The organism is Microbacterium sp. 22303 (assembly GCF_052045265.1).
Taxonomy (GTDB): Bacteria; Actinomycetota; Actinomycetes; order Actinomycetales; family Microbacteriaceae; genus Microbacterium.
Window position 1 is genome coordinate 275,195 of the sequence record NZ_JBQEOQ010000001.1, and the last position, 26,467, is coordinate 301,661.

The window sequence follows — 26,467 nt, forward strand, 5'->3', positions numbered from 1 at the left end:
GATCATGGCAGAAGTCCCCGTAGGGACGCGCCCGCTTTCTGAGCAGCTCGGGGTCGACATCGACCCCGAGCTGCTTCAGCTTGCGCTCACGCATCGCTCGTACGCGTACGAGAACGGCGCCATCCCGCACAACGAGCGTCTCGAGTTCCTCGGCGACTCCGTGCTCGGCCAGGCTGTGACCGTCATGCTCTACACGACGCTCCCGGACCTCGACGAGGGGTCCCTGGCGAAGCGGCGTGCGAGCGTGGTGTCGACCGTCGCCCTGGCAGAGGTCGCCCGTGGCATCGGCCTCGGCGCGCACATCCTGCTCGGAAACGGCGAGGAGCGCACCGGCGGCCGCGACAAGGACTCGATCCTCGCCGACACGATGGAGGCGGTGTTCGGGGCCACCTACCTGTCCGCAGGTCCCGAGGCGGCGACGGCGCTCGTGCTGCGGCTCATCGAGCCGCTCTTCGCCGACCCGGAGCGGTACGGCGCGGCGATGGATCCGAAGACCGCGCTGCAGGAGCTCTCCGCGCACCACGGACTCAGCGCGCCCGTCTACGAGGTGGCATCGACCGGCCCCGATCACGACCGGCGCTTCACCGCGACCGTGACCGTGGGCGAGATCGCGACGAACGGCACGGGCACGAGCAAGAAGACGGCCGAGATGGCCGCGGCCCTCGCCGCCTGGCACGCGCTCAGCGACCGTGCCTGAGCTCCCCGAGGTCGAGGTCGTCCGCGCCGGGCTCGCTCCGGCGATGACCGGGGCGACCATCGTCTCGGTCGCCGTGCACGATGAGCGCGCACTCACGCGGCACGCCGCGGGCGCCGCGGACTTCGTCGCGCGGCTGGAAGGATCCGAGGTCGCGACGGTTGCTCGCCGGGGGAAGTTCCTCTGGATGCCGCTGGAGACCGACGGCGCCGGCGGCCGCGCCGCGATCGTAGGGCATCTCGGCATGTCTGGGCAGCTGCTGCTGCGCCGCCCGGACGCGGCCACCGAGCGGCATGAGCGGATCCGGCTGTTGATCGAGCATCCGCAGCACGGCGAGCTGGCCGTCGTCTTCGCCGATCAGCGCACCTTCGGATCTCTCGCCGTGGATGAGCTGGTGGCGACGGCCGATGGACGAGCCGCGGGCTGGGGGAGTGACGCACCGCTCCTTCCGTCGCAGGTCGCGCATATCGCGCGGGACCCCATGGATGAGGCGTTCCGGGGTCAAGTGTTCCGCAGCGCGCTGCGGACACGGTCGAGCGCGATCAAGCGCGTGCTGCTGGATCAGAATCTCATTAGCGGCGTCGGCAACATCTATGCCGATGAGTCGCTCTGGGCCGCCCGCATCCACCCCGAGACCCCGGCCTCCGCACTGTCCACTGTGGCGGTGAACCGCCTGCTGGCCGAGGTGCGCGCCGTGCTGGAGAAGGCGCTGGCCGAGGGCGGCACCAGCTTCGACGCCCAGTACGTCAACGTCAACGGCGAGGCCGGTTACTTCGCGCACTCGCTGAACGCCTACGGTCGTACGGGTCAGCCGTGCCCGCGCTGCGGGGGCCCGATCCGCCGCGACGCCTTCATGAACCGCTCGAGTCATTTCTGCCCGCGATGCCAGAGGAAGGCTCCCACCTCGAGCGACTGACGGGCGCGGGGTTCCCTCGCTGAGGCGCTCGAGTCTGTGGATGCGGGTCAAGCGCGTCGAGCGCCGGGGCGTCGCGCATCGGGCTCTCTCTGATTTCCTCCGGCGCCTTCCGATATAGCAGAATAATCCTCAATTTCGTCATGCTCCGCACCAAGCTCCAACCCAGACCGAAAGGTTCCACGCTCATGCGGTCGATCGTGAATTCCGGATCTCGCGCCGGCAGCCGGCTCGCCCGCGCTGCTTTTCGTGCAGCACCCGCTCTCGCCCTGGTTGGGATGTGCACGCTGGGCATCGCAGTGCCCGCGAACGCGGTTCCGACATCGGTGCCTGCGCAGCTGACGGCATCCGTGCACACGGGGAAAGGCCCGTCCAAGCCGGGTGGAGGAACCACGACCTCAGCGGTGAAGGCTTCTCTCTTCGCGACGAACAGCGATGCGAAGGCGGTCCCGAGCTGGGTCGGGGCGCAGAGCACGTTCCACTCGGGGATCCACGATCTGGCCGTCGCCGATGGCAAGGTCTTCGCCGGCTACGGCGACTACAACATCAACACCGGGCCGGTGAGCCTGAACTCCTACTCGATCGCGACCGGGGCCGAGAAGCGCGAGGTCACGGGCATGCCGGCCGAGGAGATCCACACCCTGCGGGTGTGGGACGGCAACGTCTATGCCCCGAACATGGACCCGCGGGTCAGCTGGACGTCGCCGGCGAACTACGGCCTCTACGACTCGGCGACGCATCTCGGCAGCTATGTGGCGAACACCCCGTTCGTGCACGTGTTCGACTCCGCCGAACTCGGAGGCGAGCTGTTCCTGGCCGGTTCGATTCAGAACCCGGACAAGGCCGAGTACGGGCCGACGAACACGATCGCCGCGATCAAGAAGTCCGTCGACGGCGGCGCGACCTGGACCATCGAGCGCACCGCGGCGGACGATCCCACGGTACTGGCGACCTATCCCGGTGACGGCGAGTACGCCCGCTACTACTGGATGTCCGTCGTGGGCGGGAAGCTCTACACGCGGGCGAGCACGATGTCTGCCACGGGTGCCGCTTCGCTGGCGTTCCAATACCCCGGCAAGGACGGCGTGCAGCACACGGCGTACAACAACACGGGGCTCGACGTCTACACGCCCGGATCCGGCTGGAGCACGGTGGACCCGGGCCCGGTCATCGCCACGCTGCCGCACCCCTACCACGCGGATGCAGTGGGCTCGAAGATCGTCTTCTCCAAGTCGACGCTCCGCGGCGACGTGGTCTCAGTGAACGGCTCGGCCGGCCTCGCGGCCTTCGACACGACCACGGGGAAGTACACCACCATCTCGGGCCCCGGTCTCAGCGCCGTCCTGGACACCTACCACGATGGCGGCACCACGTACATGCTGGCGAACTCGCTGACGGCTCCGGCCGTCTACTCGTCCACGGACGGGTCGACCTGGACGAAGCGGGCGGACGTGAGTGGGATCACCGGCAATGCCGAGAGCATCGCCGTCTCTGGAAGCACGGTGTTCATCGGCACCGGCGCGGCGGCCATCTACAAGGCCACTCTGCCGAACTGAGCGTTCTGAGAAAGATCCAGAACCGTGGCCAGCGGAGAAGAGGGCTCCCGGCGCGGCTAGTGCGTGCCTTTGATGACGAAGTAGGAGCCGCGGATCTCGCCGGCGAGCTTCGAGCGTTGGCGTGCGAACTTGAAGGCTGACAGTTCCTCCGGAGCGTCCATGCCGAGCGACAGCTTGAAACCGACCGCGCGCTTGCCTCCGTCGGCGATCGTGTACATCACGTTGATCGCGAGCCCCGAGGCGTAGAAGACGTAGCCGAATCGGATCCCGTCCGCCTCGAAGCCGCTGACCTCGAGTGCGGGACTCGCGATCACGATGCCGCGCTCGTCACGCAGGATCTCGGTGACCCAGTGGAGCGTGTCCGGATCCTCCTCCGGCGTGCTCACGGTGAAGGGCGTGCCGTACTTATTGGTGATGTACCGCGCCTCGTTCGCGCGCAGGCCGGCCAGCGCCTCGGCGATGGGCGAGGACTCGAGGCCCGCGGTCGAGACGCTGACGAAGTCGACGATGCTGCTCATGGGGTGCTCCTCGGGTCGCTGGCGGGACGGATCCATTCTGGGCCCCATCCGCATCGCGTGCATCCGGTGCCGGCGCCGGAGCGGGGAGCGGGGGAGCGCTCCCCATCGTCATCGTGGCGCTCGTCGCCTAGCGTCGAAGTATGACGCGGAACAAGACCTGGATCCTGTTCGACATCGGCGGAGTGCTCGAACTCGTCGACGACGGACCCTGGCAGGAAGAGCTCAAGAACAGGTGGGCGGCCCGGGCGGACCTCACCCGGCCGGAGTACGACGAGCGTCTCGCCGCCGCCGGGCTTCCGCGCATCGACATCGAGCAGGGCCGGGCTGCAGAGTACTGGGACGGCTTCGCGCGAACGCTGGGGTTCACTCCTGCACAGCAGGAAGTCGCGCTCGCTGAGATGTGGGACGCCTACTGCGGGGAGGCGAACACGGCGCTGATCGACTACGCGCGCGGGCTGCGCGGCCGCGCCGGAGTCGCGATCCTCTCGAACTCGGCGGACGGCGCTCGCGAAGAGGAGGAGCGCCGCCATGGCTTCTCCGCCGTCTTCGACCCGATCTGCTACAGCCACGAGATCGGCGCCAACAAGCCGGATCCCGAGGCCTACACCGCGGCGCTGACCGCCATGGGCGCCGACCCGGCCGACGTCTTCTTCATCGACGACCGCCGGCAGCAGATCGACGGCGCCGCCCGCATGGGCATCCGCGGCATCGTGCATGTCGACAACGCGACGACGATCGCGGCCATCGAGGACTTCCTGACGGCCGCGACCGGATCCTGAGATCAGAGTGCTCAGCCCGCGAATGCCCGCATGAGCAGCGGTCGGGTGAGCCTGGTCGCGATCCACACCAGGGCGATGCCGGCGGTCAGGACCGCGGCGATCGTCGCGATGGACAGCGGTGCCGTGATCAGCGCCATCCCGAGCAGCGGGAAGATGAGCACGGCCGCGCAGATGGCGGAGCCCAGGGCCGTGATCAGCAGCGGCGACATCACAGCGCGGCGTCGTGCGGCGTCAACCGTGTCGGCCGGTACACCGAGGTAGTGCAGACTGCGGTGCAGATCGCGCTGGTCGAGGATGTCGGAGGCCTGCGTCACGGCGACGGAGCAGCCGACCATGAGGAACGACGCGACCAGGGTGATGACGAGGCCCGTGCGCATGTCCGTGACCAGCATCAGCTGTTGTTCCGACGGGTCGCCCGAGCTGATCACATCCATCAGGGCGACCCCGGTACCGGCGAACACGGCCATGAAGCTGGCCATCGCCACCCCGCTGACCTGACGCCATGCCCCCTTCGGGTCATCCAGCACGATGCGCGCCGCGAGCAGCCGCGACGGGGTCTTCGCCCCGCGCAGCTGAACCCGGGCGCCGACTTTCAACACCCACGGACCGATGAGGTTCAGCACCAGCAGCCCGGCGCCGAAGATCGCGACGAGACCGGTGATCATGGCGATCGCGCCGCCGATCCCGGGGACGATCCGGCCGGCGACGAATCCTGCCGCGACGACGGCGATCGCGATGACGGCGCGCACCCAGTGCGGCGTCGGCGGTGTGGTCCTGGTGCGCACGCCGAGCGGTGAGATCACCACGCGGCGCAGCCCGACGATCGCGCTCACCGTCGCGAGCAGCACCGTGCCGGCCGCGATCGCCGCCATCAGCCCCGGCGACAGCAGCACAGCCGAGCCCAGTGGCGCGCCGCGGAACGGGATGAAGCCGACGAGCGGCGCGAGACCGAGGGCCAGCACCACGCCGCCGAGAACGCCGATCACCGCGACCAGGGTCGACTCGACCACGGCGACGACGCCGACGCCGAACCCCGTGACGCCGAGCAGGCGCAGCGTGGAAAGTCGCTCGTCACGGCGCCGGGCGGAGAGCCGGGCCGCGGCACCGCCCAGGGTGGCGAGCGGCAGCACCAGCAGCACGAGGGCGACCGCTGCAAGGATCTGGTAGATCGTCGCGTCCTGGTCGGTCCACCGCCAGAACGCCTGCGCGCCGCCGACAACGGTCAGCACGAGCGCGGACACGACGGCGAATGCGATGGCGGGGATCACCACGACCGCGGCGGAACCCGGAGCGGGCCGCAGCAGCAAACGCAGCGTCGCGGCGTTCATGCGTTCACCACCGAGCTCAGCACTCGCCCGTCGCGGACGGCGATCGTGCGCGAGCAGCGCGCCGCGACCTGGGGATCGTGCGTGACGACGATGAGCGTGCGCCCCTGCCCCGTCGTCGACCAGAGCAGCGCGTCCATGACCTCCGCCGAGGTCGCTGAGTCCAACGCGCCGGTCGGCTCGTCCGCGAACACCACGCTCGCTCCGGTGACCTGGGCGCGGGCGATGGCGACGCGCTGCGCCTGCCCGCCCGAGAGCTCGCCGATGCGGCGGTCCTCCATGCCCTGCAGCCCGAGCGCTGCGAGCCACCCCGCCGCGCGCTGCGTCGCCTCCGCACGCGAGACCCCCGTGATCATCGCCGCGAGCGCGACGTTCTCCACCGCGGAGAGCTCGGGCATCAGCAGCCCCTGCTGAAACACGAATCCGAACGACTCGCGACGCAGACGGGATCGCGCGGACTCGCCCAGCGCACTCACCTCGACGGAGCCACCGGCGGGCGGCAGGAACATCACCCGGCCCCCGTCGGGCCGGGTGATCCCGGCGAGCGCATGCAGGAGAGTCGTCTTGCCCGATCCGGATGCCCCCATGATCGCGACGGATTCCCCGGAGGAGATCCGCAGGTCCACTCCGGCCAGGGCGCGAGTGGATCCGAACGACTTGATCAGGCCATGTGCTTCGATGACTGCTGTGCTCATGTCTCCAGCCTGCTCGGCGAGACCCGATGGATCATCGGCCCCCGGAGTGAGGATCGCGATGCGACGTCATCCTCCGGGATGATCCTGGACCGAGGATCAGTCCAGCACCTTCTTCCACGCACCGCCGTGGGCGATCGGGACGAATCCGAGCTGCTCGTTGATGGACAGCATCGGGCGGTTCTCCTCCGCGTTGTAGGTGACCACGCGGGCCGACCTCGGAAAGCGCTCATGCCAGGAGAGCAGGCCCGCCGTCTTCACGAGCAGGCCGAGCCGATGGCCGCGGTGCGCAGCGAGCACGAGGGTGTCGTTCTGCTGCGTGACGCTGTCCTCGGGCCCCTTGAGGGAGAGCTCGTTGTACGCGCAGAGCTCACCAGTCGCGATGTGCTCGGCCACCGTCACCTGCACAGTGTGACCCATGTCGCGCCAGCGGGTGTCCTGTTCGCGGACGCGATCCGCGTCCCAGGTCTCTTCGGGCGAGCCCATCGCCGCGTCCGGCGCGTCGGTCGACATGCGGGACTTCATCCACGCGTACCCGTCGAGCCGTTCGTCTGGGGTCGGCAGCAGCCACTGCACGACGCGGTATCCGGATGCGGCCTCCTCGGCGGCGGCGCGCAGTGCCGGCAGGTGGTCGTCTTCGCCCCAGCGATACTCGCTGACGCGATCGACCTGCTCCAGGGTCCAGCCCTGTGCGAGCAGGAAGCGTGCGGTGTGGTCGCGCGGGACGCTGCCGAATCCGGTCGGCGGTACCAGCGCAGGCTCGTCCGCCGGGAGATGCTCCGTCCACACCTGCAGCGTGTGGACGCCGTCGGCGCGGGCGAGCTGCTCCAGGTGAGCGGCGACCGCGGTGGCGAGGCCTCGGCCCTGCTCCTCGGGGAGCACGCTGATCGCCATCGTGGCGGTGTCGCCTTCGCCGTCGCGCGAGATGTTCAGGAGTGCCACGCCGACCGTGCGCGGCCCGATGACGATCCGCCATTGGCGTCGCTGCGAGTACGCGTCCGAGGTGAGCAGCGGCAGCAGCTCCTCCGGGGTGAAGCTGTCGTCATCCCGGCCCGATGCCGCTTCGAGGCAGCGATTGCGCACCTCGGCGTAGTCGCGGAACGGGCCGGGCGAGCCCGCATCCGCCCGTGCGGGGAGCACGAGCGGATGCAGGGCCGCGCCGGCGGGCAGGGAGATGATCGGGTCGTCGATCCGAGAGCCGGTCATCAGAGGACCTGCCGAGTCGCCGTGCGAGCCAGGCGGTCGGCCTCGTACTGCTCCAGCATGCGGAGGCGACGTGCCTCGGCCTGGGCGGCGTGAGCCCGGTCCTGCATCGACGGCCGTGACCGCACGATGAGGTGCAGGGCGACGCGCAGGGCCACACGCTGGGTGAGCGACAGGTTGCGCAGCTCCTCCTCGCGGGGGAGCTGGATGGACAGGTCACGCTCGGGGAGAGCGCGCTGCTTCGACTCGGTGGGAGGCGAAGCGTGCAATGCGGTGTTCACGGTGATTCGCTTTCGTTGGTCGTGCCGGAAAGGCGGTTTCGCTCCACGGCAGGGTCGTCCGGTAGGACGCCGCGACGTGTCACGGGTGAGGGGACGGATCCGAGACGAAATGTCCGGATCTGCACGGATCCAAGGACACGGTGTCCCGGATCGGGTGGGCGATCGAAGATCGACGCGGAAATCGCGGATCGGATCGCAGACGCACGGAGCGTCAGGCCGGCCTGTGGCCGGGGCGAGGGGAGAGGCGCCTACTACGCGGCGAAACGCTCGCGGAGGCCGGCGGAAGTCGCCGAGGACGCATCGATCCCACGTGCTGGGTTGATATCAGTGCGAGTAATCATGTCGGCAACCTCCTTTCTCGGCTCGGGTTGTCACGCTAGCGGAGCTTCACAGAAGACGTCAAGCCGACACTCAGAAATCCCTGGACCTCGGGCGTTTCCCGCGCGGCCGCAGGGAGCACCGCGATAGCGTAGACGCCGTGAACTTCGCCGATCCCCGAGCGTGCCCATGCACCTGAAGAGCCTGACCCTCAAGGGGTTCAAGTCCTTCGCGCAGCCGACCACGTTCGCCTTCGAGCCGGGCGTCACCTGCATCGTCGGGCCGAACGGATCCGGCAAGTCGAATGTCGTCGACGCGCTTGCGTGGGTCATGGGGGAGCAGGGGGCGAAGACTCTCCGCGGCGGCAAGATGGAGGACGTCATCTTCGCCGGCACGTCTACGCGTGGTCCGCTCGGACGTGCGGAGGTGCAGCTCACGATCGACAACAGCGATGGGGCTCTGCCGATCGAGTACGCCGAGGTGACGATCAGTCGCACCCTGTTCCGCAATGGATCGAGCGACTATGCGATCAACGGCGAGAACTGCCGCCTGCTCGACGTGCAGGAGCTGCTCAGCGACTCGGGGCTCGGCCGGGAGATGCACGTCATCGTCGGTCAGGGGCGCCTGGACACGGTGCTGCAGGCCTCGCCCGAGGATCGGCGCGGCTTCATCGAGGAGGCCGCGGGCATCCTCAAGCACCGGCGCCGCAAGGAGAAGACCCTCCGCAAGCTCGACGCGATGGAGACCAACCTGACCCGGCTCAGCGACCTGGCGGGGGAGATCCGTCGCCAGCTGAAGCCGCTCGGTCGTCAGGCCGAGATCGCTCGCGAGGCGCAGACCATCGCGGCGGTCGTGCGCGACGCCAAGGCACGGATCTTCGCCGACGATGTGGTGACGCTGCGCACGGCGCTCGCCGACCATACCCGCAACGAACACGAGCGTCATGCCGAGCGCGTGGTGCTGAGCGAGCAGGGTGACCGCGTCCGGGCCGAGATCACCCGGCTCGAGGCCCTGCAGAACTCCGCGGCGGTCGACGAGGCGCGGCGGATCTCGTTCGGTCTGGAGCAGGTGCAGGAGCGCATGCGCGGTCTGTTCACCCTCGCGAATCAGAGACTCGCGCTGCTCGGATCCGACGACGATGATGCCGCAGTCACGGCCGTCACCGTCACCCAGGCCACGATCGACGAGGCGAAGCACGAGGCCGAGGAGATCTCGTCGAACATCGGCCGCGCGCAGGACGCCGTGCACGAGGCGACCCGCGAGGTCGCGAATGCGCGGGCGGAGCTGGACGCGCTCGATGTCGACATCGCAGAGCAGAGCGCGCTGGTCTCTGCGCACGACATGCGTCTGACCACCCTGCGCGGGCAGGCGGAGGCCGCCGCGTCCGCTTTGGCCGCCGTCCGCGGCGCGGTGCTCCGGCAGGAGAACGCGCTGGAGGCCGCGCACGAACGCCGTCGCGAAGCCGCAGATGCACGTGAGCGGATCGAGGAAGGTGAGGCGCCCGAGGGCACGGCCTCGGAGCACGCCGAGACCTACGAGCGAGCGCAGGCCCGGGCTGTCGCGGCCGAGACCGCGCTCGGCGAACTGCGCGAGCGGCTGCACGCCGCCGAACGCGAGTCCGAGGCTCTGACGGCGAAGGCCGCCGCGCTGAGCAGCGCCATCGCGGTCACGGGCGGCGCCGCGGAGATCGTCGCCGCGGGATTCGCCGGCGTGCGAGGGCTCGTCGGCGACGCGGTGCAGGTCAAACCGGGGTTCGAGGCCGCGATCGCCGCAGTGCTCGGTCCGCTCGCCGAGGGCGTGCTCGTGGACGACGTGGCGGCGGCTTTCGCCCTCGCCGGGGACGACGCGACGGCCGGCGCCTACGACTTCGTCATCGCCGAAGGAGCAGCCGTATCCGTCGTCGACGCGGGGATCGCGGGGGCGACGCCCGCCGCGCAGGTCGTGACCGCTCCGGCCGGCATCATCGGCGTCCTCTCGCACGTCGTCGTCGTGGAGGATCTGGCGTCCGCCCGTGCCGCGCATGCGGCCGCCACGGCCGCCGCCGGCGTGCCGCTCACGATCGTCACCCGCGCCGGCGAAGTGCTCACGGCGCACACCCTGCACACCGGATCCGGAGGGGAGCGCTCCCGGCTGGAGCTCGTCGCGGAGCGCGATGCGGCCGTAGAGCGCCTCGACGAGGTACGGGTTGTCGTCGACTCGTTGCGCGAAGCTCGCGAGGATGCGACCGAGACGCTGGAGACCGCGCGACGTACGTCCCGCGACGCGTTGCGCACGCTGCGCGAGCACGATGCGGCGCTGGCCGCGCACACCGAGCAGGTCAACAGGGTGGCCGTGCAACACGAGTCGGCCATCGCCGAGTGCGAGCGCCTCGAGTCGGGCCTCGCTCAGGCGCAGTCGGCTGTCGCCGACGCGGAGTCGAACGCGGATGCGGCGAAGAGCGCGCTCGCGGCGGCCGAGGCTGCACCGCGCCCCGTCCTCGACGCTTCGGCACGAGACGGCCTGCTGGAAGCGCTCGAGGCCGCGCGGGAAGCGGAGATCGAGGCGCGCCTCGGTATCGAGACGATGCGTGAACGCGTGCGCGCCGCCGAGTCGCGGGTCGCGTCGCTGGAACGGCAGCGCGAGCGGGAGCGCGAGGCAGCGGCGGAGGCCGCACGACGCGCCGTGGTGCGTCGTGCCCAGCGCGAGACGGCCTCCGGGGTCGCCGCCGAGCTGCCGCGCATCATGGACTCCGTGGATCGCTCGGTCGCGGAGGCGCGTCTGGCGCTCGCGGCCGCGGAGTCCGCCCGTTCCGCCCAGAACGAGGAGCTGGGCGAACTGCGCCGGCAGGATTCCTCGATCCGGGAGCGCCTGGCGGGCCTCACCGAGAGCGTGCACGGCCTCGAGCTGCAGATCCACGAGAAGAAGCTGCACCTGTCCAGCCTGCTCGAGCGCGTGCAGTCCGAACTCGCTCTCGACGAAGATATTCTGATTGCGGAATATGGTCCTGATCAGTTGGTTCCGCGCGATTCAGGTGCGGCGGGCGATACCAAGAGTCTGCTCGCGGCCGCCGTGGCCGAAGAGGCAGCGCAAGGCGCCGAAGGAGATGAGATCGGCGACGAATCCGTCCGCGACGTGAGCGCGCCGACCGCGAGCGGCATCCCGTTCGACCGTCGCATCCAGCAGCGCCGGCTGCAGGAAGCGGAACGCAAGCTCGCCCAGCTCGGCCGGGTGAATCCGCTCGCCCTCGAGGAGTTCGCGGCGCTCGAGCAGCGGCACGCCTTCCTCACCGAACAGCTCGCCGACCTCACCAAGACCCGGCAGGATCTGCTCACGATCATCACCGAGCTCGACGAGCGGATGCAGACGATCTTCGCATCTGCGTTCGAGGACACGCGGCAGGCGTTCGGCGAGGTCTTCCCTTTGCTGTTCCCGGGCGGCGCGGGGAGCATCTCGCTCACGAATCCCGACGATCTGCTGAACACCGGCATCGAGGTCGCGGTGCGCCCGGTCGGCAAGAAGATCGAGCGGCTCTCGCTGCTCTCCGGCGGGGAACGTTCGCTCGCCGCTGTCGCTCTGCTCGTGGCGATCTTCAAGGCCCGCCCCAGCCCGTTCTACATCCTGGACGAGGTCGAGGCGGCGCTCGATGACGCCAACCTCGGTCGGCTGCTGACGGTGTTCGAGCAGCTCCGCGCCAGCTCGCAGCTGCTCGTGATCACGCACCAGAAGCGCACCATGGAGATCGCCGACGCGCTGTACGGCGTCTCGATGCGCCAGGACGGCGTGTCGGCGGTGGTCGGACAGCGCGTCGGGGATCGCGCGGCCGCTGCCGTCTGAGCCGAGACGCTGAACAGCGGGCCGCGCCCTCGGCGAACACGCCGCGTTCGCCGGGTCGCTCCCCGTAGGCTGGAGCCATGGCGGAGAAGTCCTGGTCCCTCGGTCGCGCATTGCGCGGCATGTTCGTCAAGCCCACGATCGACGAGGAGACCTGGGACGATCTTGAGACCGCGCTGCTGACCGCCGACTTCGGCCCGGACATCACCGAGCGACTGGTCGACGAGTTGCGCGCCAAGGTCGAGAAGTACCGCACCACGGATCCGAAGGATCTGCAGCGCATGCTGCGGGAGACGCTCGAGGAGCATTTCGCGAAGTTCGACACCACGCTCAAGCTCACGGAGCGGCCGGCGGTCGTGCTCGTCGTCGGCGTGAACGGCGTGGGCAAGACCACTACGATCGGCAAGTTCACGAAGTTCCTGCGGGGCTACCAGCGCTCGGTCGTCGTGGGCGCCGCCGACACCTTCCGAGCGGCGGCCGTCGAGCAGCTGGCCACCTGGGCGCAGCGCGCAGGCGCCGCGATCGTGCGACCGCAGCAGCACGGGCAGGATCCGGCTTCCGTCGCGTTCCAGACCGTGGACTACGCCAAGCGCGAGGGCACGGAGATCGTCATCATCGACACCGCGGGGCGGCTGCACACGAAGGGCGGGCTGATGGACGAGCTGTCCAAGATCCGCCGTGTCGTGGAGAAGCAGGCGCCGATCAGCGAGGTGCTGCTCGTGCTGGACGCGACGACGGGCCAGAACGGGGTCATGCAGGCGGAAGCCTTCCTCGAGCACGCCGGTGTCACAGGGCTCGTGCTCACCAAACTCGACGGCTCCGCGAAGGGTGGATTCGTGCTGGCGGTGCAGGAGCGCACAGGCATCCCGGTCAAGCTCCTCGGCCAGGGCGAGGGCATCGACGACCTCACCGGCTTCACCCCGCACGTGTTCGTGCAGGCGCTCGTCGGGTCCTGATTCCACGATGGCGAAGAACCTGTCGGCGGCACGCGCGCCACGGACTACCGCCCCGCGCACAAGGCTGGTTTTATAGCGGTATGGCGATCGAACACGACTTCTTCGGACTGCTGTCCTCGGGACCGGACGGATCGATCTTCTGGTCCGAGACGGTGGAGTTCGGCGACCATGCCCTCACCGTGGACCTGACCGCGCCCGATCAGGAGGATGTGTCCCCGGAGTCCCTCGACATCGCGGCCGCGTTCGTGTCGGGCCTGGAGGCGATCGACGACAAGGCCCGCCGCGGCATGCTCGCCGAGGTCGACGACCGCACCAGCGAGGTCACCGAGTACATCCTGCAGCAGCAGGAGGAGTACGGCGACGAGCTCACCGACTATCTCGTCGATGTGAGCGGCGACGCCGCCGTCGACATCATCCGCTCGCTCCGATTGATGAGCATGACGCTGCTGGTCGACGAGCACGGCGGGAGTGAGCCGTTCGCTGTGCTCGAATACGCCCTCGACGCGGACGGCGCGGACGACGTGCTGCTGGTGAACTTCGGATCCGACGGCTCGGTGCTGTCGGTCATGAGCGCCGACTGAGCCCGAGTGCCGGCCGGGCCGGTCGCCCTCCGAAGGGGGAAGTACGGACCGCCGGACGGGAGCGGCCCCCCTGCTCCCCGCCCGGCGATCCGCGTCTCAGACGGCCTGCGCGAAGCCGAGGTCTGCGCTGGCGGCGATGTGAGCCAGGTGCGGCGGGATCTCGCGGCCCTTGGACACCATGGACTGCGCCCAGAGCCGTCCCGCGCGGTAGGACGAACGCACCAGCGGGCCGGCGAGCACGCCGAGGAAGCCGATCCGCTCCGCCTCCTCCTTGAAGGCGACGAACTCGTCGGGCTTCACCCACCGCGACACCGGAAGGTGGCGGGGAGTGGGGCGCAGGTACTGGGTGATCGTGATGATGTCGCAGCCGGCGTCATGCAGGTCCTGCAGCGCCTGTACGACCTCCTCCGGCTCCTCGCCCATGCCGAGGATCAGGTTCGACTTCGTGATGAGACCGGCCTCGTGTCCCTGCGTGATCACGTTGAGGGAGCGCTCGTACTTGAACGCCGGGCGGATCCGCTTGAAGATGCGCGGCACCGTCTCGACGTTGTGCGCGAACACCTCGGGACGCGCGTCGAAGATCTGCCCGAGGAAGGCCGGATCCGCGTTGTGCTCGTTCGCGAGCAGCTCGACACCGGTGTTCGGGTTGAGTTCGTGGATCTTGCGCACCGTCTCGGCGTTGAGCCACGCGCCCGTGTCGGGCAGATCATCGCGGGCGACACTCGTGACCGTGGCGTAGCGCAGACCCATCTGCTGCACGCTCTCGGCCACGCGGCGCGGCTCGTCGGTGTCGTAATCGGCGGGCTTGCCGGTGTCGATCTGGCAGAAGTCGCAGCGCCGCGTGCATTGCGAGCCGCCGATGAGGAAGGTGGCCTCCTTGTCCTCCCAGCACTCGAAGATGTTGGGGCAGCCGGCCTCCTGGCACACGGTGTGCAGGCCCTCGTCCTTCACGAGCGAGTGCAGGGCCTTGTACTCCGGCCCCATCCTCGCCTTGGTCTTGATCCACTCCGGCTTGCGCTCGATCGGGGTCTCCGCGTTGCGGATCTCCAGGCGCAGCAGCTTGCGGCCCTCGGGAGCGGCGCTCATGCTGCCACCTCCGTCGCATACTCCGCAGCGAACGCCATGGCGACCGCGTCGGCGATGTCCGCCGGCGCGATCTCCCGCCCCACCACCTCGCTGACCGTGGTGACGCCGGCATCGGTGATGCCGCACGGGATGATGCCGCGGAAGCCCGCGAGCGTGTTGTCGCAGTTGATCGCGAAGCCGTGCATGGTCACGCCCTGCTGCACGCGCACGCCGATCGCCGCCACCTTGTCCTCACTGAGCGGCCGGCGCACCCACACGCCGCTGCGACCATCGACCTGGTATCCATCCACGCCGAGCGGGCGCAGCACGTCGATGAGCAGGCGCTCCAGGCGGCGGACGTGGGCGACCACGTCCATAGGCTCCGGCAGGCGGACGATCGGATAGCCCACCAGCTGGCCGGGGCCGTGCCAGGTGATCTTGCCGCCGCGGTCGACATCGACCACGGGAGTGCCGTCCTGAGGTCGCTCCTGGGGCTCGGTGCGCTTGCCGGCCGTGTAGACGGCCTCGTGCTCGAGCAGCAGCAGCGTGTCGGGGCGGGTGCCGGCGACGACCTCGGCATGGATCCGGCGCTGCAGATCCCAGCCGTCGAGGTAGGGGACGAACGCGGGGGCGAGGCCCACCGTCTGGATGTCGAGCATGACCGATCCTTCTGATCGAGTTGTTGTATGCGGTTCAATAATAGGGGTGAATGGTCGGATGAGCGCATCGCGATACGGTGTGGTGGTGACCACCCCTGCCCGCGGCGTCGGCCGCCCCCGGGTCTCCTCACGCGAGACGATCGCCGAGGCGGCCTGCGAGCTGTTCCTGGAGTCCGGGTACGAGGGGACCTCGATCGCCGGCATCGCACAGCGCGCAGGCGTGAGCCGGTCGAGCTTCTTCAACTACTTCTCCTCGAAGAGCGATGTGCTCTGGTCGGGTTTCGACGAGCGCCTCGACCGGGCCGTCGCGGCGCTCGCGGAGCCGGATGCGGGAGCGGACTCGGCCCGGATCGAGACGATCCTGGCCGCGATCCTGCAGGGGCTCGAGCCGGATCCGCTGGCGCTCGCGTTCGGCAACGCACAGGCCATGGGTCTCGGCGATGAGCTGCAGCGCGAATCCGCGCTGCGTCAGGGTCGGCTCGCCGCCGCGCTCTCCGAAGCCGCGCGTGGTGCCGGCGTCGAGCGGATCCGCGCCGACGTGCTCGGCGCCGCCTACGCGGTCGTCGTGCTGTCGTCTCTGCGCGTCTGGGCAGAGGGCGGCGCGGGCCACGGATCGCCGCTCGCGCAGCTGCAGCACGCGCTGCCGCGCATCGCCGACCTGCACTGGGGCTGACGCGCCGCGGACGGGGGATCCGCTCGCGTAGAATCGGAGCACCATGGCTACATTTGGCACGCTCTCCGATCGGCTGACCGAGACCTTCCGCAACCTGCGCACGAAGGGCAAGCTGTCCGCCGCCGATGTCGACGGCACCGTCCGCGAGATCCGTCGCGCTCTGCTCGACGCCGACGTCGCGCTTCCCGTCGTGAAGGACTTCACGGCCAAGGTGCGCGAGCGGGCGCTGGGCGACGAGGTCAACAAGGCGCTGAACCCCGCGCAGCAGGTGGTGCAGATCGTCAATGAGGAGCTCATCGCGATCCTCGGCGGTCAGCAGCGCCGTCTCGAGTTCGCGAAGAACCCGCCGACTGTGATCATGCTCGCCGGCCTCCAGGGATCCGGAAAGACCACGTTCGCCGGAAAGCTCGCCAAGCAGCTGCAGGGCGAGGGACACACGCCATTGCTCGTCGCCGCCGACCTGCAGCGTCCGAACGCGGTGACCCAGCTCACCGTCGTCGCGGAGCAGGCTGGCGCCACCATCTACGCCCCGGAGCCCGGCAACGGCGTCGGCGACCCCGTGCGCGTGTCGCGCGACGGCGTCGAGCACGCACGCCGCCAGCAGCACGACATCGTCATCATCGACACCGCCGGACGCCTCGGCGTCGACGCCGAGCTCATGAAGCAGGCCGCCGACATCCGCGCCGCGGTGAACCCCGACGAGGTGCTGTTCGTCATCGACGCGATGATCGGTCAGGATGCAGTCAACACCGCCAAGGCGTTCCAGGACGGCGTGGACTTCACCGGCGTCGTGCTCTCCAAGCTCGATGGCGATGCCCGCGGTGGTGCCGCGCTTTCGGTCGCCTCGATCACGGGCCGGCCGATCATGTTCGCGTCGACGGGCGAGGGTCTCGACGACCTCGAGCCGTTCCACCCCGACCGCATGGCGAGCCGGATTCTCGACCTCGGCGACATCCTCACCCTCATCGAGCAGGCTCAGAGTGCGTTCGATGAAGCTGAAGCGCTCAAGGTCGCTGAGAAGCTTGCGACCGAGACCTTCACGCTCGAGGACTTCCTCGAGCAGATGCAGCAGCTCAAGAAGATGGGCTCGATGAAGAAGATGCTCGGGATGCTCCCGGGCATGGGCCAGATGAAGCAGCAGCTCGAGGACTTCGACGAGCGCGAGATCGACCGCACCGAGGCGATCATCCGCTCCATGACACCGGGGGAGCGCCGCAACCCCAAGGTCCTCAACGGCTCCCGGCGCCTGCGCATCGCGCGCGGTTCGGGCATGACCGTGACCGACGTGAACCAGCTCGTGCAGCGGTTCGAGCAGGCCGCGAAGATGATGAAGACCGTCGCCCGCGGAGGCACACCGAACATCCCCGGCATGGGCCCGGTGCCCGGCATGGGGCGCCCCGGCGCCTCTTCGAAGCGCGGCAAGAAGGGCAAGGGATCCGGATCCCGCTCCGGCAACCCGGCCAAGCGCGCGGCAGAGAACGCGGGCATCGCGACCGGCGAAGCCGGGACCGGATCGGGATTCGGTCTGGGTGGCCGGCCGGCGCCGAGCGAGGCCGACATGGCTGAGATCCAGAAGCTCTTCGGCAAGAACTGACGTCGACGCTCGCGGGCGCCGTGGCCGATGCGGCCCGGCGCCCGCGGCGTGTCCGGCGACGGCGGCGGATACCCAGAACCTCGCATCGTTGTGCGCCGCGACCACCGACGCGCCGGATTCGAGCTTCGCATCCGAACACTAAAGCGTTATAGCCTGGACGCGGCTTCGCGTCTCCAGTGACGGGGCGCGGATCCGCCACGCAACGGAGCGCAACCTGGAGGGTGCATATGGCTGACCTGAACCGCAGAACATTCCTGACCGTCGGAGGTGTCGGGCTGGCAGCGCTGCTCGCCGGGGCGCCGGGGATCGCCGACGCGGCAGCGCGTCCTGCCGCGGGAACCGATGCCGCCGCACCTGTGCCGGCATCCGGGGGAACGCCGCCCGGGCCCTATACGTTCGGCTGGGCCGCTGATGATCTGCTCGCCTTCGACCCCGGCACGACGCCGTGGGCGCGGCACCTGCGCTGTCTGATCCCACGGGCCACGCGCATCGCGCCCTTCGCCGCCACGCAGGCGCATCCGGATCTCGACCCCGCCGTGCAGCTGTCCACGCTCACGATCGACGACGCGGGGAGCACCTACGAGGGCCACAACCAGGCGATCGGCCTGGAGGCGCAGGTGTACACCCAGCGGTACTGGTCGTACATCGACATCTGGGGTACCTGGCACGGACAGGTCAAGGGGCCGGCACCCATCGAGATGATCGATGGGCAGCGTGCCCCCGGACGTCCGTACGGCGTGATCGACATCCCGAATCCCGGCTGGACCGAGGCCGCGCATAAGAACGGCGCGCGCTCCATCGGTGGCTGGTTCTGGCCGCGCCCCGTCGACTTCGACGCATTCCTCGTGCAGTCCGGCGACGGATCCTTCCCCGTCGCGGACAAGATGATCGAGATCCGGAAATACTTCGGATTCGACGGCCTGTTCATCAATCAGGAGGGCAGCGTCAGCGCGGCGCAGATCAAGAAGTTCCAGGACTTCCTGCGTTACCTCAAGCGCGCGGATCCCGATTTCTATCTGCAGGGCTATGACTCGGCGGACTTCGACAGCGGCGAGGTCAGTTATGAGAACAGGCTGAGCGAGAACAACCTGCGCTGGCTGGGCACGCCGGACGCGCCCATCTACGATTCCCTGTTCATGAACTACTGGTGGCAGGCGACCACCGGCGGCGCAGACCGCGATCTCAGCAAGAGCGCCGCATCAGCCGTCGCCGCGGGCTACGACCCTCGCACGGTGGGCTTCGCGGGCGTCGAACACCAGAAGGGCGGGTTCCGGCCCGAAGAGGACTTCGGCAGCGTGGCCGGCCCGGGTCGTCCTGCGCCGACCTCGGTCGCGCTCTTCGTGGACTCCCAGATCTGGCTGAACGGATCGTGGGACGGCACCACGTCCACCGCGGAGGGGCGCGCGACGTACCGCGACTTGGAGCAGCGGTTCTGGTCCGGCCCGACAGGGAACCCGGGGACGTCCGGACGGCTCGAGCCCCGCACGCCCCCGTATCGCACCGACACCCTCAACTACCGGCAGTGGGATGGCATCGCGCACTGGATCACGGAGCGTTCGCCGTACGGCAGCCTGCCGATCGCCACCGACTTCAACGTGGGCGCCGGATCCGCATTCTTCCTCGACGGAACGAAGGTGCGTGACGGCGGCTGGGACAACATGGGCTGCGCGGACCGGGCGCTGACCTGGCAGTACTGGACCGAGGGTGACCTCGTCGTCACGCTGGACGAGTCGGCCAGCTACGGCAGCGGGCACAGCCTCGCTCTGCGCGGCGGGGGCGTGATCCACCTGTTCAAGACCGACCTGACGGCCGCGAAGGCGATGTCTGTCGACGTCCGCGCGCAGGGGCTGCAGACCATCGACATCGGGATCACGTGGCAGGATGCACCGTCCGAGATCGACTGGCAGTCGCTGGCGAAATCGGCGTCCGCGGACTGGGACGGCTGGACCGGCGGGATCGAGATGCACGGGAGACGCGTCGCGCGGATCTCGCTGCGCACCAGTGGCGATGGCCGTCTCGGACGCGTGTCGCTGCGGGAGGCCGGCAAACCGCTGAAGCCATCGACGCCGACCGGCTTCCAGGTCGCCCACGCGGGGGATGCCGGAGACGGGCGACGGCATCTGAGCTTCGCCTGGGATCTCCAGGCCGATGCCGTCGGCTACGACGTGCTGCAGATCGGGGACCGCGGCACCACCTGGCTGGGACGCGTGCACCGCGACGTGTTCTTCGCCGAGGCGGTGGATCTCGCCGGAGGGTGGCAGTTCCAGCTCGTCGCATTCGGCGGCGACCTGCACCGCAGCGCTCCCGTGAAGGCCGCGTTGACCCCCTGATCCATCCCGTTGGAGACATGAGAAAGGCGGGCCCGGTGGATCGTTCCTCCGGGCCCGCCTTTCTTCGTGCGTCAGATCACTTCACGTCGTCGTCGACCCAGTCCATCGACTTGGTGACGGCCTTGCGCCACAGCCGGAGCTGTCGGTCGCGCTCCGCGGCGTCCATGCTCGGCTCCCAGCGACGGTCCTCCTGCCAGTTGGCGGAGAGGTCGTCCAGGCCGCTCCAGAACCCGACCGCGAGGCCGGCCGCGTAGGCGGCGCCCAGCGCGGTCGTCTCGGCGACCACGGGGCGGACCACCGGGACGCCCAGCACGTCGGCCTGGAACTGCATGAGCGCGTCGTTCGCGACCATGCCGCCGTCGACCTTGAGCTCGGTGAGGTCCACTCCGGCGTCGGCGTTGACCGCGTCGAGCACGTCGCGGGTCTGGAACGCCACCGCCTCGAGCGCGGCGCGCGCGATGTGGTTCTTGTTCGCGTAGCGGGTCAGACCCACGATCGCGCCACGGGCATCCGGACGCCAGTACGGCGCGAACAGACCCGAGAACGCCGGCACGATGTACACGCCGCCGTTGTCCTCGACCTGGCGGGCCAGCTCCTCCACCTCGGGGGCGGAGTCGATGATCCCGAGCTGGTCGCGCAGCCACTGGATGAGGGATCCGGTGACCGCGATCGAGCCCTCCAGCGCGTAGTGCGTCGGGCCGTCGCCGAGCTTGTAGCCGACGGTCGTGAGCAGCCCGTTCTTCGAATGGACGATCTCCTCGCCCGTGTTGAAGATCAGGAAGCACCCCGTGCCGTAGGTGTTCTTGCTCTCACCGGTGTTGAACGCCGCCTGGCCGAACGTCGCCGCCTGCTGGTCGCCCAGAATGCCGGCGATCGGGGTCTCCCGCAGCAGCGAGGATCCCTCCGCGGCCCCGTAGACCTCGGAAGAGGAGCGGATCGACGGCATCATCGACTTCGGCACGCCGAAGGCCTCGAGGATGTCGTCGCGCCACTGCAGCGTCTCCAGGTCCATGAACATGGTCCGAGAGGCGTTGGTGACGTCGGTGGCGTGCACGCCGCCGTTGACGCCGCCGGTGAGGTTCCAGAGCACCCAGCTGTCGGTGGTGCCGAACAGCAGGTCGCCCGCCTCCGCCTTGGCGCGCGCGCCCTCGACGTTCTCGAGGATCCAGGCGATCTTCGTGCCGGAGAAGTAGGTCGCCAGCGGCAGGCCGACGATCTGCTTGAACCGCTCGACGCCGCCGTCGGCAGCCAGACGGTCGACGATGGGCTGGGTACGCGTGTCCTGCCAGACGATCGCGTTGTACACGGGCTTGCCCGTGGTCTTGTCCCATACCACGGCGGTCTCGCGCTGGTTGGTGATGCCGACCGCGGCGATGTCGTGGCGGGTCAGGTGCGCGCGCGTCAGAGCGAGGCCGATGACCTCCTGGACGTTGGCCCAGATCTCCGACGCGTCGTGCTCGACCCAGCCGGCCTGCGGCAGGATCTGCTCATGCTCCTTCTGACCGGTGGCGATGATGCTGCCCTTGCGGTCGAAGATGATGGCGCGGCTCGAGGTCGTGCCCTGGTCGATGGCGATGACGTAATCAGCCATGTGCAGTTCTCCTTTGAATAGCGGTTCGGGTTACTTCGCGAGGTGCAGGAGCACCGGAGCGAGGAGAGCGGCGATGGTACCGCCGATGAGCGGGCCGACCACCGGAACCCACGAGTACGCCCAGTCGCTCGAGCCCTTGCCCTTGATCGGCAGGATCGCGTGAGCGATGCGCGGGCCGAGGTCACGAGCCGGGTTGATCGCGTAGCCGGTCGGGCCACCGAGCGAAGCGCCGATCGAGACGACGAGCAGGGCGACGGGCAGCGCCGTCAGCGGGCCGAGGCCTCCCGGCGTGCCGACCTTGACGTCGCCGTAGTCGGCGAACGCGAAGATCACGAACACCAGGACGAACGTGCCGATGATCTCGGTGACGAGATTCCAGCCGTAGGAGCGGATCGCAGGGCCCGTCGAGAAGACGCCGAGCTTGTTCGCCGGGTCGGGCTCCTCATCGAAGTGCTGCTTGTACGCCAGCCAGCAGAGCACGGCACCGATGATCGCACCGAGCAGTTCCGCGCCCGCGGCGACGGCGAACTGAGCGAACGAGATCTTGTTCGCGACCAGAAGTCCGATGCCGACGGCCGGATTCAGGATGGCTCCGGAGTAGGCGGAGACGAGCACGCCGGCGAAGACCGCCAGGCCCCATCCCCAGTTCACCATCAGGAAGCCGCCGCCCAGACCCTTGTTCTTCGCCAGGGCGACGTTGGCGACGACACCGCATCCGAGGAGGATCAGCATCGCCGTTCCGACGAGTTCGGACAGGAAATAGAGCCCCATATTCACTTCAGGCATGTCTCCATTGACCTTTCGCAGAGCATCGGCCCCTCTGCCGATGCGGTGTTCGAGTAGACGCCGAGGAGGGCGGCGGCGGAACCCCGTTACCCGCGGGTGCGGGCGACGAGGGACAGTCCGTGCCGGGTGTTCAGCAGTTCCCGGGTCAGTTCGATCTCGTGGGCAGCGCGTGCGCGGTCCCAGCCCTGCAGCGGCGCGAGCGCCTCGGCGACCTCTTCGAGGATCTCCTCGGTGACGTCGCCGGTGAACGCCAGGCTGGTGCGGCGCAGGATGACATCCTCGAGGCGCACGATCAGCTCGTTCTGCACCATCCATTCGAGTTCGCGCGTCGAGAGCTGCCCACCGGCAAGCGGGGCGTCCGGGCCCTGCTCGACGAATGTCCACACCTCGGCGGCGCGGGTGCCATAGCGCTTCAGCAGCTGCTCGGCACGCTCGCCGGCGCCGGGCAGGTTCTTCGCGATCCAGGCGACGCGCGCCGCGTTGTCCTGCGGGTAGTCCTTGCCGCCACCGATCGCCCGACCCAGGGTCGATACGACGCGCGTGCGACCCAGCAGCTCCAGGATCCGGTCGGAGAGCGACTCGCCGAGGGCGCGGAACGTGGTCCACTTGCCGCCGACCAGGCTGAGATGCGGGACGGCGCGGCTGTTGTCGACCTCCACGCGGTAGTCGCGCGAGACGAATCCGGGTGCGGTGTCCTCGTGACGGGGGAGGGGACGGATCCCACTGAAGCGATACACGATCTGATCGCGGTTCACGTCGATCGTCGGGAAGACGTGGTGCACGAGATCGAAGAAGTAGTCGATCTCCTCCTCGGTGCACAGCGGCACCTCGCGGGGGTCGGCGTCGATGTCGGTGGTGCCGACCATCACCTTGCCCTTGAGGGGGTATATCAGCACGATGCGGCCGTCGGAGTGCTCGAAGAAGATCTCACGGCCCCGGGTCGCGGCGTGCAGCTCGGGGTTGTCCAGAACGATGTGCGACCCCTTGGTGCCGCCCATGAAGCGGGTCAGCTCGCCCATGGCCTCGTTCGTGAGGTCGGTCCACGGGCCCGAGGTGTTCACGACGACGTCCGCGGCGATCGGGAACTCGGTCCCGCTCTCGCGGTCGCGCACGAGCACCGCGTCCCCTTCGTGTCCGATGGCCTCGACATAGTTCAGCGCCACTGCACCGGGGTGCGCCGCACGACCGTCCTGCAGCACGTCCAACGCGAGGCGCTCGGGGTCGTGCATGGAGGCGTCGTAGTAGGTCGCGGTGTACTTGATCTTCGGGTCCATCGAGGGGAGCTCGGCGAGCGACTTCTTGCGGCCGAGGAACTTGTGCCGCGGGACCATGCCGCCGTCGCGCGAGAAGGTGTCGTAGATGGTCAGGCCCATCTTGATGAGGAAGGCGCCGCGCTCCTGCGGCTTTCCGGACTTGTGCGTGAGGAACCGCAGCGGCGCGGACAGGATCCCCGAGAAGGTCGAGTAGATCGGGATCGTCGTCTCGAGTGGCTTGACGTAGTGCGGGGCGATCTTGAGAAGGCCGTTGCGTTCGGTGACCGACTCCTTGACGAGGCGGAACTCGCCGTTCTCGAGGTAGCGGATGCCGCCGTGGATCATATGGCTCGAGGCGGAGGACGCTCCCGAGGCGAAGTCGCCGCGCTCGACGAGGACCACGTCGACTCCCTGCAGAGCGAGGTCGCGGAAGGTGGAGATCCCGTTGATCCCGCCGCCGATCACCAGCACGGTGGTACGGCCCGCTTCGCGTACGCGAGTCACCTCGGGGCGTTCTGCGGCGTTGTGGACGTGGTCGGTCATCTTCGTCTCCTTCCGGATTTCTCACAGCATTCCCCCAGCCGCCCGTATGGTCAAGCGCCGTGCACGAATGTGCAAGAATCGGTCGAATCGATACGCGAAGGGCTCGAAATGGTTGAACGGAAGCGCCAGTCGAAGGCGGTCGCGGCCCTCACCGCAGCCCGGCTCTACTACCTCCAGGACAAGACGATGGATGTCATCGCCGACGAACTCGGGACCTCCCGTTCCTCAGTGTCCCGCCTGCTGAGCTATGCACGTGAAGTGGGGCTCGTCGACATCCGCATCAACTCGCCCCTCGAACATGCGGGGGAGCTCGAGCAGCAGCTGCACGACCGTCTGCACGTGACCGCGCACGTCGTGCCGATGCCGGAGAGCGTGACCGAGGTGGAGCGTCTCGAACGCGTGGCGCTGACCGCGGGCCGCCTGCTCACGCAGATCATCGACTCGAACATGGTGGTCGGGCTCGCCTGGGGTTCGACGATCAGCGCGGTCAGCCGCGACCTCGGGCAGAAGGAGACCCGCGGCACGACCATCGTCCAGCTGAACGGCGCCGGGAACACGCTGACCAGTGGCGTGGAGTACTCGAGCGAGATCCTGCAGCGCTTCGGTTCCGCCTTCGGCGCTCAGGTGCAGCAGTTCCCCGTGCCCGCCTTCTTCGACGACCCCCGCACGCGGGAGGCGATGTGGCGCGAACGCAGCACGCTGCGGGTGCTGGATCTGCAGGCGAAGATGGATCTCGCCGTGTTCAGCGTGGGTTCGCCGAGCGCCGAAGTGCCCAGCCGGGTCTATGTGGGTGGCTATCTGGGCCGGGACGACTATCGGAGCCTGCGCGAGGATCGAGCGATCGGCGACGTGGCGACCGTGTTCTTCCGTGCCGACGGCACCTGGAAGGACATCGCGGTGAACGCCCGTGCAACCGGGCCCGGTCTGGACCGGCTGCGCCGCGTCGCGCGGCGATTCTGCGTCGTGGCGGGGGCGCAGAAGCTGCCGTCGCTGCAGGCGGCGATCGGGGCGCGGCTGGTCACGGATGTGGTGCTCGATGAGGGGCTCGCGCGCCAGCTCGTGGAGGGCTGACTTTTCGAGAGCCGCGGAATCGCCTCGGAGAACCCGGGCTCGCCCTGCTCAGAGCGTCTCGGGGCCCGAGCGGAACTCGCGGATCAGGTGCTCGACGACCTCGTGCAGATCGCCGCCGGTCGCGTCGGCCACAGCGACCTGGCGCTCATAGCTCGCGCCGCCGTGCAGGATGTCGGCGACCCCGCCGAACTGCGCCGAGCACTGCAGATCCGCCGCCACCGGCGCGAGCCGTTCCAGCTCTTCGGTCAGATGTTCCCGCACCGAACGCTGCGCACCGTCGGCCGACACGATGAGCTCGGCATCGAGTCCGTAGCGGGCCGCACGCCACTTGTTCTCGCGGTGGAACCACGGCGCGAGCGGAGTCAGCGTCCGTCCCTCGTCGAGATCACGGGAGAACGACTCCACCAGCACCTGGGTGAGGGCGGCGACCGCGGCGAGCTCGTGCAGGGTCGACATGCCGTCGCAGGCGCGCACCTCGATCGTGCCCCAGCGCGGGGCGGGGCGGATGTCCCAGCGCACCTCGGTGGCATCGGACATCACCCCGGTGCGCACCATGTCGTCGAGGTAGCCTTCGTAGGCCGCCCAGTCCGGGAGCGGCCAGGGCAGGCCCGCCGTCGGCAGCTGCTGGAACACCAGGGCGCGGTTCGAGGCATAGCCGGTGCGCTCTCCGGCCCAGAACGGGCTCGAGGCGGCGAGCGCCTGCAGATGCGGCAGATACGAGGTGAGTGCGCCGATGATCGGCAGCACCTTGTCGCGGTCTTCGACCCCGACGTGCACGTGGATGCCCCAGATCATCATGTTGCGGCCCCACCACTGCGTCTTCTCGATGAGTGAGTGATAGCGGGTCTTGTCGGTGACCTGTTGGTCGTACCACTGCGCGAAGGGGTGGCTGCCTGCGGAGAGCAGCTCGATGCCGGCCGGATCCGTCGCGGCGCGGACGGCCGCGATCGCGGCGGCGATGTCGGCCACGGCGGCGGAGACGGTGGATCCGATGCCGCTCGTGACCTCGATCGTGTTGGTCAGCAGCTCGCCGGTGACGGTGTGCCGCTCGTCCGCGCTCGCCCCCTCCAGATCGCGCAGCAGCTCGGGAGCACGCCCGACCAGATCACCGGTGGCCGGATCGGCGAGCATGAGCTCCCACTCCAGTCCGACCGTGGAACGCGGCGAGGTGGCGAACTCGATCGGCATGGGGCCTCGATTCGGTGCAGGAGGTCGTCGGCCAATGATGGCATGCACGGCGCTAGCATGTGCCGTATGACGTTTTGCGACGGGTGCC

Annotated in this window: 22 protein-coding genes; 11 read left to right on the forward strand and 11 right to left on the reverse strand. The window is 69.0% G+C overall.

Features of this window, described 5'->3' with window-relative positions; all coding sequences use genetic code 11:
* The first annotated feature begins 4 nt into the window (after positions 1-4).
* From rnc to ACTJI8_RS01285, 3 genes are all read left to right on the forward strand, one after another.
* Positions 5-697, forward strand: a complete 693-nt coding sequence (gene rnc / locus ACTJI8_RS01275) for a ribonuclease III (RefSeq protein WP_440731605.1) — start codon at positions 5-7, stop codon at positions 695-697.
* Positions 690-1,610, forward strand: coding sequence for a bifunctional DNA-formamidopyrimidine glycosylase/DNA-(apurinic or apyrimidinic site) lyase (gene mutM, locus ACTJI8_RS01280; RefSeq protein WP_440731606.1), 921 nt, complete (start codon positions 690-692; stop codon positions 1,608-1,610). The genes rnc and mutM overlap by 8 nt, the downstream gene beginning before the upstream one ends.
* A gap of 401 nt (positions 1,611-2,011) precedes the next feature.
* Positions 2,012-3,163 carry a hypothetical protein gene (locus tag ACTJI8_RS01285; protein WP_440731607.1) on the forward strand — a complete coding sequence of 384 codons (1,152 nt, stop codon included), beginning with the start codon at positions 2,012-2,014 and terminating at the stop codon, positions 3,161-3,163.
* Between the two features lie 56 nt (positions 3,164-3,219).
* On the opposite strand, the gene ACTJI8_RS01290 is transcribed toward ACTJI8_RS01285, so the two are convergent.
* The gene (locus tag ACTJI8_RS01290; protein WP_440731608.1) at positions 3,220-3,681 is read right to left on the reverse strand and encodes a phage tail protein; all 462 of its coding nucleotides are present in this window, start codon (positions 3,679-3,681) and stop codon (positions 3,220-3,222) included.
* Between the two features lie 140 nt (positions 3,682-3,821).
* On the opposite strand from ACTJI8_RS01290, the gene ACTJI8_RS01295 reads away from it, so the two are divergent.
* The gene (locus ACTJI8_RS01295) at positions 3,822-4,460 is read left to right on the forward strand and encodes an HAD-IA family hydrolase (protein WP_440731609.1); all 639 of its coding nucleotides are present in this window, start codon (positions 3,822-3,824) and stop codon (positions 4,458-4,460) included.
* An 11-nt stretch (positions 4,461-4,471) separates the two neighbouring features.
* On the opposite strand, the gene ACTJI8_RS01300 is transcribed toward ACTJI8_RS01295, so the two are convergent.
* The 4 genes from ACTJI8_RS01300 to ACTJI8_RS01315 all read right to left on the reverse strand — a co-directional run bounded on the left by ACTJI8_RS01300 (position 4,472) and on the right by ACTJI8_RS01315 (position 7,961).
* Entirely contained in the window at positions 4,472-5,788 is a 1,317-nt protein-coding gene (locus ACTJI8_RS01300; protein WP_440731610.1) for a permease, read from the reverse strand.
* Complete coding sequence (locus ACTJI8_RS01305; protein ID WP_440731611.1) at positions 5,785-6,480, reverse strand: ABC transporter ATP-binding protein; 696 nt, start codon at positions 6,478-6,480, stop codon at positions 5,785-5,787. Before ACTJI8_RS01305 ends, ACTJI8_RS01300 begins: the two co-directional genes overlap by 4 nt.
* 96 nt (positions 6,481-6,576) lie before the next feature.
* Positions 6,577-7,683 carry an N-acetyltransferase family protein gene (locus ACTJI8_RS01310; protein WP_440731612.1) on the reverse strand — a complete coding sequence of 369 codons (1,107 nt, stop codon included), beginning with the start codon at positions 7,681-7,683 and terminating at the stop codon, positions 6,577-6,579.
* Positions 7,683-7,961 (reverse strand): hypothetical protein, encoded by a 279-nt coding sequence (locus tag ACTJI8_RS01315; protein ID WP_440731613.1) that lies wholly within the window; start codon positions 7,959-7,961, stop codon positions 7,683-7,685. The genes ACTJI8_RS01310 and ACTJI8_RS01315 overlap by 1 nt, the downstream gene beginning before the upstream one ends.
* 507 nt (positions 7,962-8,468) lie before the next feature.
* Here ACTJI8_RS01315 and smc point away from each other — a divergent pair.
* From smc to ACTJI8_RS01330, 3 genes are all read left to right on the forward strand, one after another.
* Positions 8,469-12,092: a chromosome segregation protein SMC gene (smc, locus tag ACTJI8_RS01320; protein ID WP_440732422.1), complete on the forward strand. Its 3,624-nt coding sequence runs from the start codon at positions 8,469-8,471 to the stop codon at positions 12,090-12,092.
* Between the two features lie 77 nt (positions 12,093-12,169).
* A complete protein-coding gene (gene ftsY / locus ACTJI8_RS01325; protein ID WP_440731614.1) occupies positions 12,170-13,045 on the forward strand; it encodes a signal recognition particle-docking protein FtsY in 876 nt (291 codons plus the stop codon).
* Positions 13,046-13,125: 80 nt separating this feature from the next.
* On the forward strand, positions 13,126-13,626 hold the full coding sequence (locus ACTJI8_RS01330) for a DUF2004 domain-containing protein (protein WP_440731615.1): 501 nt from the start codon (positions 13,126-13,128) through the stop codon (positions 13,624-13,626).
* A 96-nt stretch (positions 13,627-13,722) separates the two neighbouring features.
* On the opposite strand, the gene lipA is transcribed toward ACTJI8_RS01330, so the two are convergent.
* Positions 13,723-14,712 carry a lipoyl synthase gene (gene lipA / locus ACTJI8_RS01335; protein WP_440731616.1) on the reverse strand — a complete coding sequence of 330 codons (990 nt, stop codon included), beginning with the start codon at positions 14,710-14,712 and terminating at the stop codon, positions 13,723-13,725.
* Entirely contained in the window at positions 14,709-15,350 is a 642-nt protein-coding gene (lipB, locus tag ACTJI8_RS01340; RefSeq protein WP_440731617.1) for a lipoyl(octanoyl) transferase LipB, read from the reverse strand. Before lipB ends, lipA begins: the two co-directional genes overlap by 4 nt.
* Before the next feature lie 58 nt (positions 15,351-15,408).
* On the opposite strand from lipB, the gene ACTJI8_RS01345 reads away from it, so the two are divergent.
* The 3 genes from ACTJI8_RS01345 (at position 15,409) to ACTJI8_RS01355 (ending at position 19,947) form a co-directional block, all read left to right on the forward strand.
* Positions 15,409-16,023, forward strand: a complete 615-nt coding sequence (locus tag ACTJI8_RS01345) for a TetR/AcrR family transcriptional regulator (protein WP_440731618.1) — start codon at positions 15,409-15,411, stop codon at positions 16,021-16,023.
* Between the two features lie 43 nt (positions 16,024-16,066).
* Positions 16,067-17,617 (forward strand): signal recognition particle protein, encoded by a 1,551-nt coding sequence (ffh, locus tag ACTJI8_RS01350; protein ID WP_440731619.1) that lies wholly within the window; start codon positions 16,067-16,069, stop codon positions 17,615-17,617.
* A 227-nt stretch (positions 17,618-17,844) separates the two neighbouring features.
* Positions 17,845-19,947 (forward strand): endo-beta-N-acetylglucosaminidase, encoded by a 2,103-nt coding sequence (locus tag ACTJI8_RS01355; protein ID WP_440731620.1) that lies wholly within the window; start codon positions 17,845-17,847, stop codon positions 19,945-19,947.
* A gap of 76 nt (positions 19,948-20,023) precedes the next feature.
* Here ACTJI8_RS01355 and glpK read toward each other — a convergent pair whose 3' ends face one another.
* The 3 genes from glpK to ACTJI8_RS01370 form a co-directional block, all read right to left on the reverse strand.
* Positions 20,024-21,538, reverse strand: a complete 1,515-nt coding sequence (gene glpK, locus ACTJI8_RS01360; protein ID WP_440731621.1) for a glycerol kinase GlpK — start codon at positions 21,536-21,538, stop codon at positions 20,024-20,026.
* A 30-nt stretch (positions 21,539-21,568) separates the two neighbouring features.
* Positions 21,569-22,324, reverse strand: coding sequence for an MIP/aquaporin family protein (locus tag ACTJI8_RS01365; protein WP_440731622.1), 756 nt, complete (start codon positions 22,322-22,324; stop codon positions 21,569-21,571).
* Positions 22,325-22,410: 86 nt separating this feature from the next.
* Positions 22,411-24,120, reverse strand: coding sequence for an FAD-dependent oxidoreductase (locus ACTJI8_RS01370; protein ID WP_440731623.1), 1,710 nt, complete (start codon positions 24,118-24,120; stop codon positions 22,411-22,413).
* Positions 24,121-24,228: 108 nt separating this feature from the next.
* On the opposite strand from ACTJI8_RS01370, the gene ACTJI8_RS01375 reads away from it, so the two are divergent.
* Positions 24,229-25,191 (forward strand): sugar-binding transcriptional regulator, encoded by a 963-nt coding sequence (locus ACTJI8_RS01375; protein ID WP_440731624.1) that lies wholly within the window; start codon positions 24,229-24,231, stop codon positions 25,189-25,191.
* A 48-nt stretch (positions 25,192-25,239) separates the two neighbouring features.
* Here ACTJI8_RS01375 and ACTJI8_RS01380 read toward each other — a convergent pair whose 3' ends face one another.
* A complete protein-coding gene (locus ACTJI8_RS01380) occupies positions 25,240-26,379 on the reverse strand; it encodes a glutamate--cysteine ligase (RefSeq protein ID WP_440731625.1) in 1,140 nt (379 codons plus the stop codon).
* Positions 26,380-26,467: the final 88 nt, after the last annotated feature.

Excerpts from the sequence above, each read along its gene's own strand:
- ACTJI8_RS01295 (WP_440731609.1), top strand. The coding sequence starts at position 3,822 with ATGACGCGGAACAAGACCTGGATCCTGTTCGACATCGGCGGAGTGCTC.
- ACTJI8_RS01330 (WP_440731615.1), top strand. The coding sequence starts at position 13,126 with ATGGCGATCGAACACGACTTCTTCGGACTGCTGTCCTCGGGACCGGAC.
- ACTJI8_RS01365 (WP_440731622.1), bottom strand. The coding sequence starts at position 22,324 with ATGCCTGAAGTGAATATGGGGCTCTATTTCCTGTCCGAACTCGTCGGA.
- rnc (WP_440731605.1), top strand. The coding sequence starts at position 5 with ATGGCAGAAGTCCCCGTAGGGACGCGCCCGCTTTCTGAGCAGCTCGGG.
- ftsY (WP_440731614.1), top strand. The coding sequence starts at position 12,170 with ATGGCGGAGAAGTCCTGGTCCCTCGGTCGCGCATTGCGCGGCATGTTC.
- lipB (WP_440731617.1), bottom strand. The coding sequence starts at position 15,350 with ATGCTCGACATCCAGACGGTGGGCCTCGCCCCCGCGTTCGTCCCCTAC.
- ACTJI8_RS01380 (WP_440731625.1), bottom strand. The coding sequence starts at position 26,379 with ATGCCGATCGAGTTCGCCACCTCGCCGCGTTCCACGGTCGGACTGGAG.
- ACTJI8_RS01370 (WP_440731623.1), bottom strand. The coding sequence starts at position 24,120 with ATGACCGACCACGTCCACAACGCCGCAGAACGCCCCGAGGTGACTCGC.
- ACTJI8_RS01290 (WP_440731608.1), bottom strand. The coding sequence starts at position 3,681 with ATGAGCAGCATCGTCGACTTCGTCAGCGTCTCGACCGCGGGCCTCGAG.
- ACTJI8_RS01355 (WP_440731620.1), top strand. The coding sequence starts at position 17,845 with ATGGCTGACCTGAACCGCAGAACATTCCTGACCGTCGGAGGTGTCGGG.
- lipA (WP_440731616.1), bottom strand. The coding sequence starts at position 14,712 with ATGAGCGCCGCTCCCGAGGGCCGCAAGCTGCTGCGCCTGGAGATCCGC.
- ACTJI8_RS01345 (WP_440731618.1), top strand. The coding sequence starts at position 15,409 with ATGAGCGCATCGCGATACGGTGTGGTGGTGACCACCCCTGCCCGCGGC.
- ACTJI8_RS01300 (WP_440731610.1), bottom strand. The coding sequence starts at position 5,788 with ATGAACGCCGCGACGCTGCGTTTGCTGCTGCGGCCCGCTCCGGGTTCC.
- ffh (WP_440731619.1), top strand. The coding sequence starts at position 16,067 with ATGGCTACATTTGGCACGCTCTCCGATCGGCTGACCGAGACCTTCCGC.
- ACTJI8_RS01305 (WP_440731611.1), bottom strand. The coding sequence starts at position 6,480 with ATGAGCACAGCAGTCATCGAAGCACATGGCCTGATCAAGTCGTTCGGA.
- ACTJI8_RS01310 (WP_440731612.1), bottom strand. The coding sequence starts at position 7,683 with ATGACCGGCTCTCGGATCGACGACCCGATCATCTCCCTGCCCGCCGGC.
- glpK (WP_440731621.1), bottom strand. The coding sequence starts at position 21,538 with ATGGCTGATTACGTCATCGCCATCGACCAGGGCACGACCTCGAGCCGC.
- smc (WP_440732422.1), top strand. The coding sequence starts at position 8,469 with ATGCACCTGAAGAGCCTGACCCTCAAGGGGTTCAAGTCCTTCGCGCAG.
- ACTJI8_RS01375 (WP_440731624.1), top strand. The coding sequence starts at position 24,229 with ATGGTTGAACGGAAGCGCCAGTCGAAGGCGGTCGCGGCCCTCACCGCA.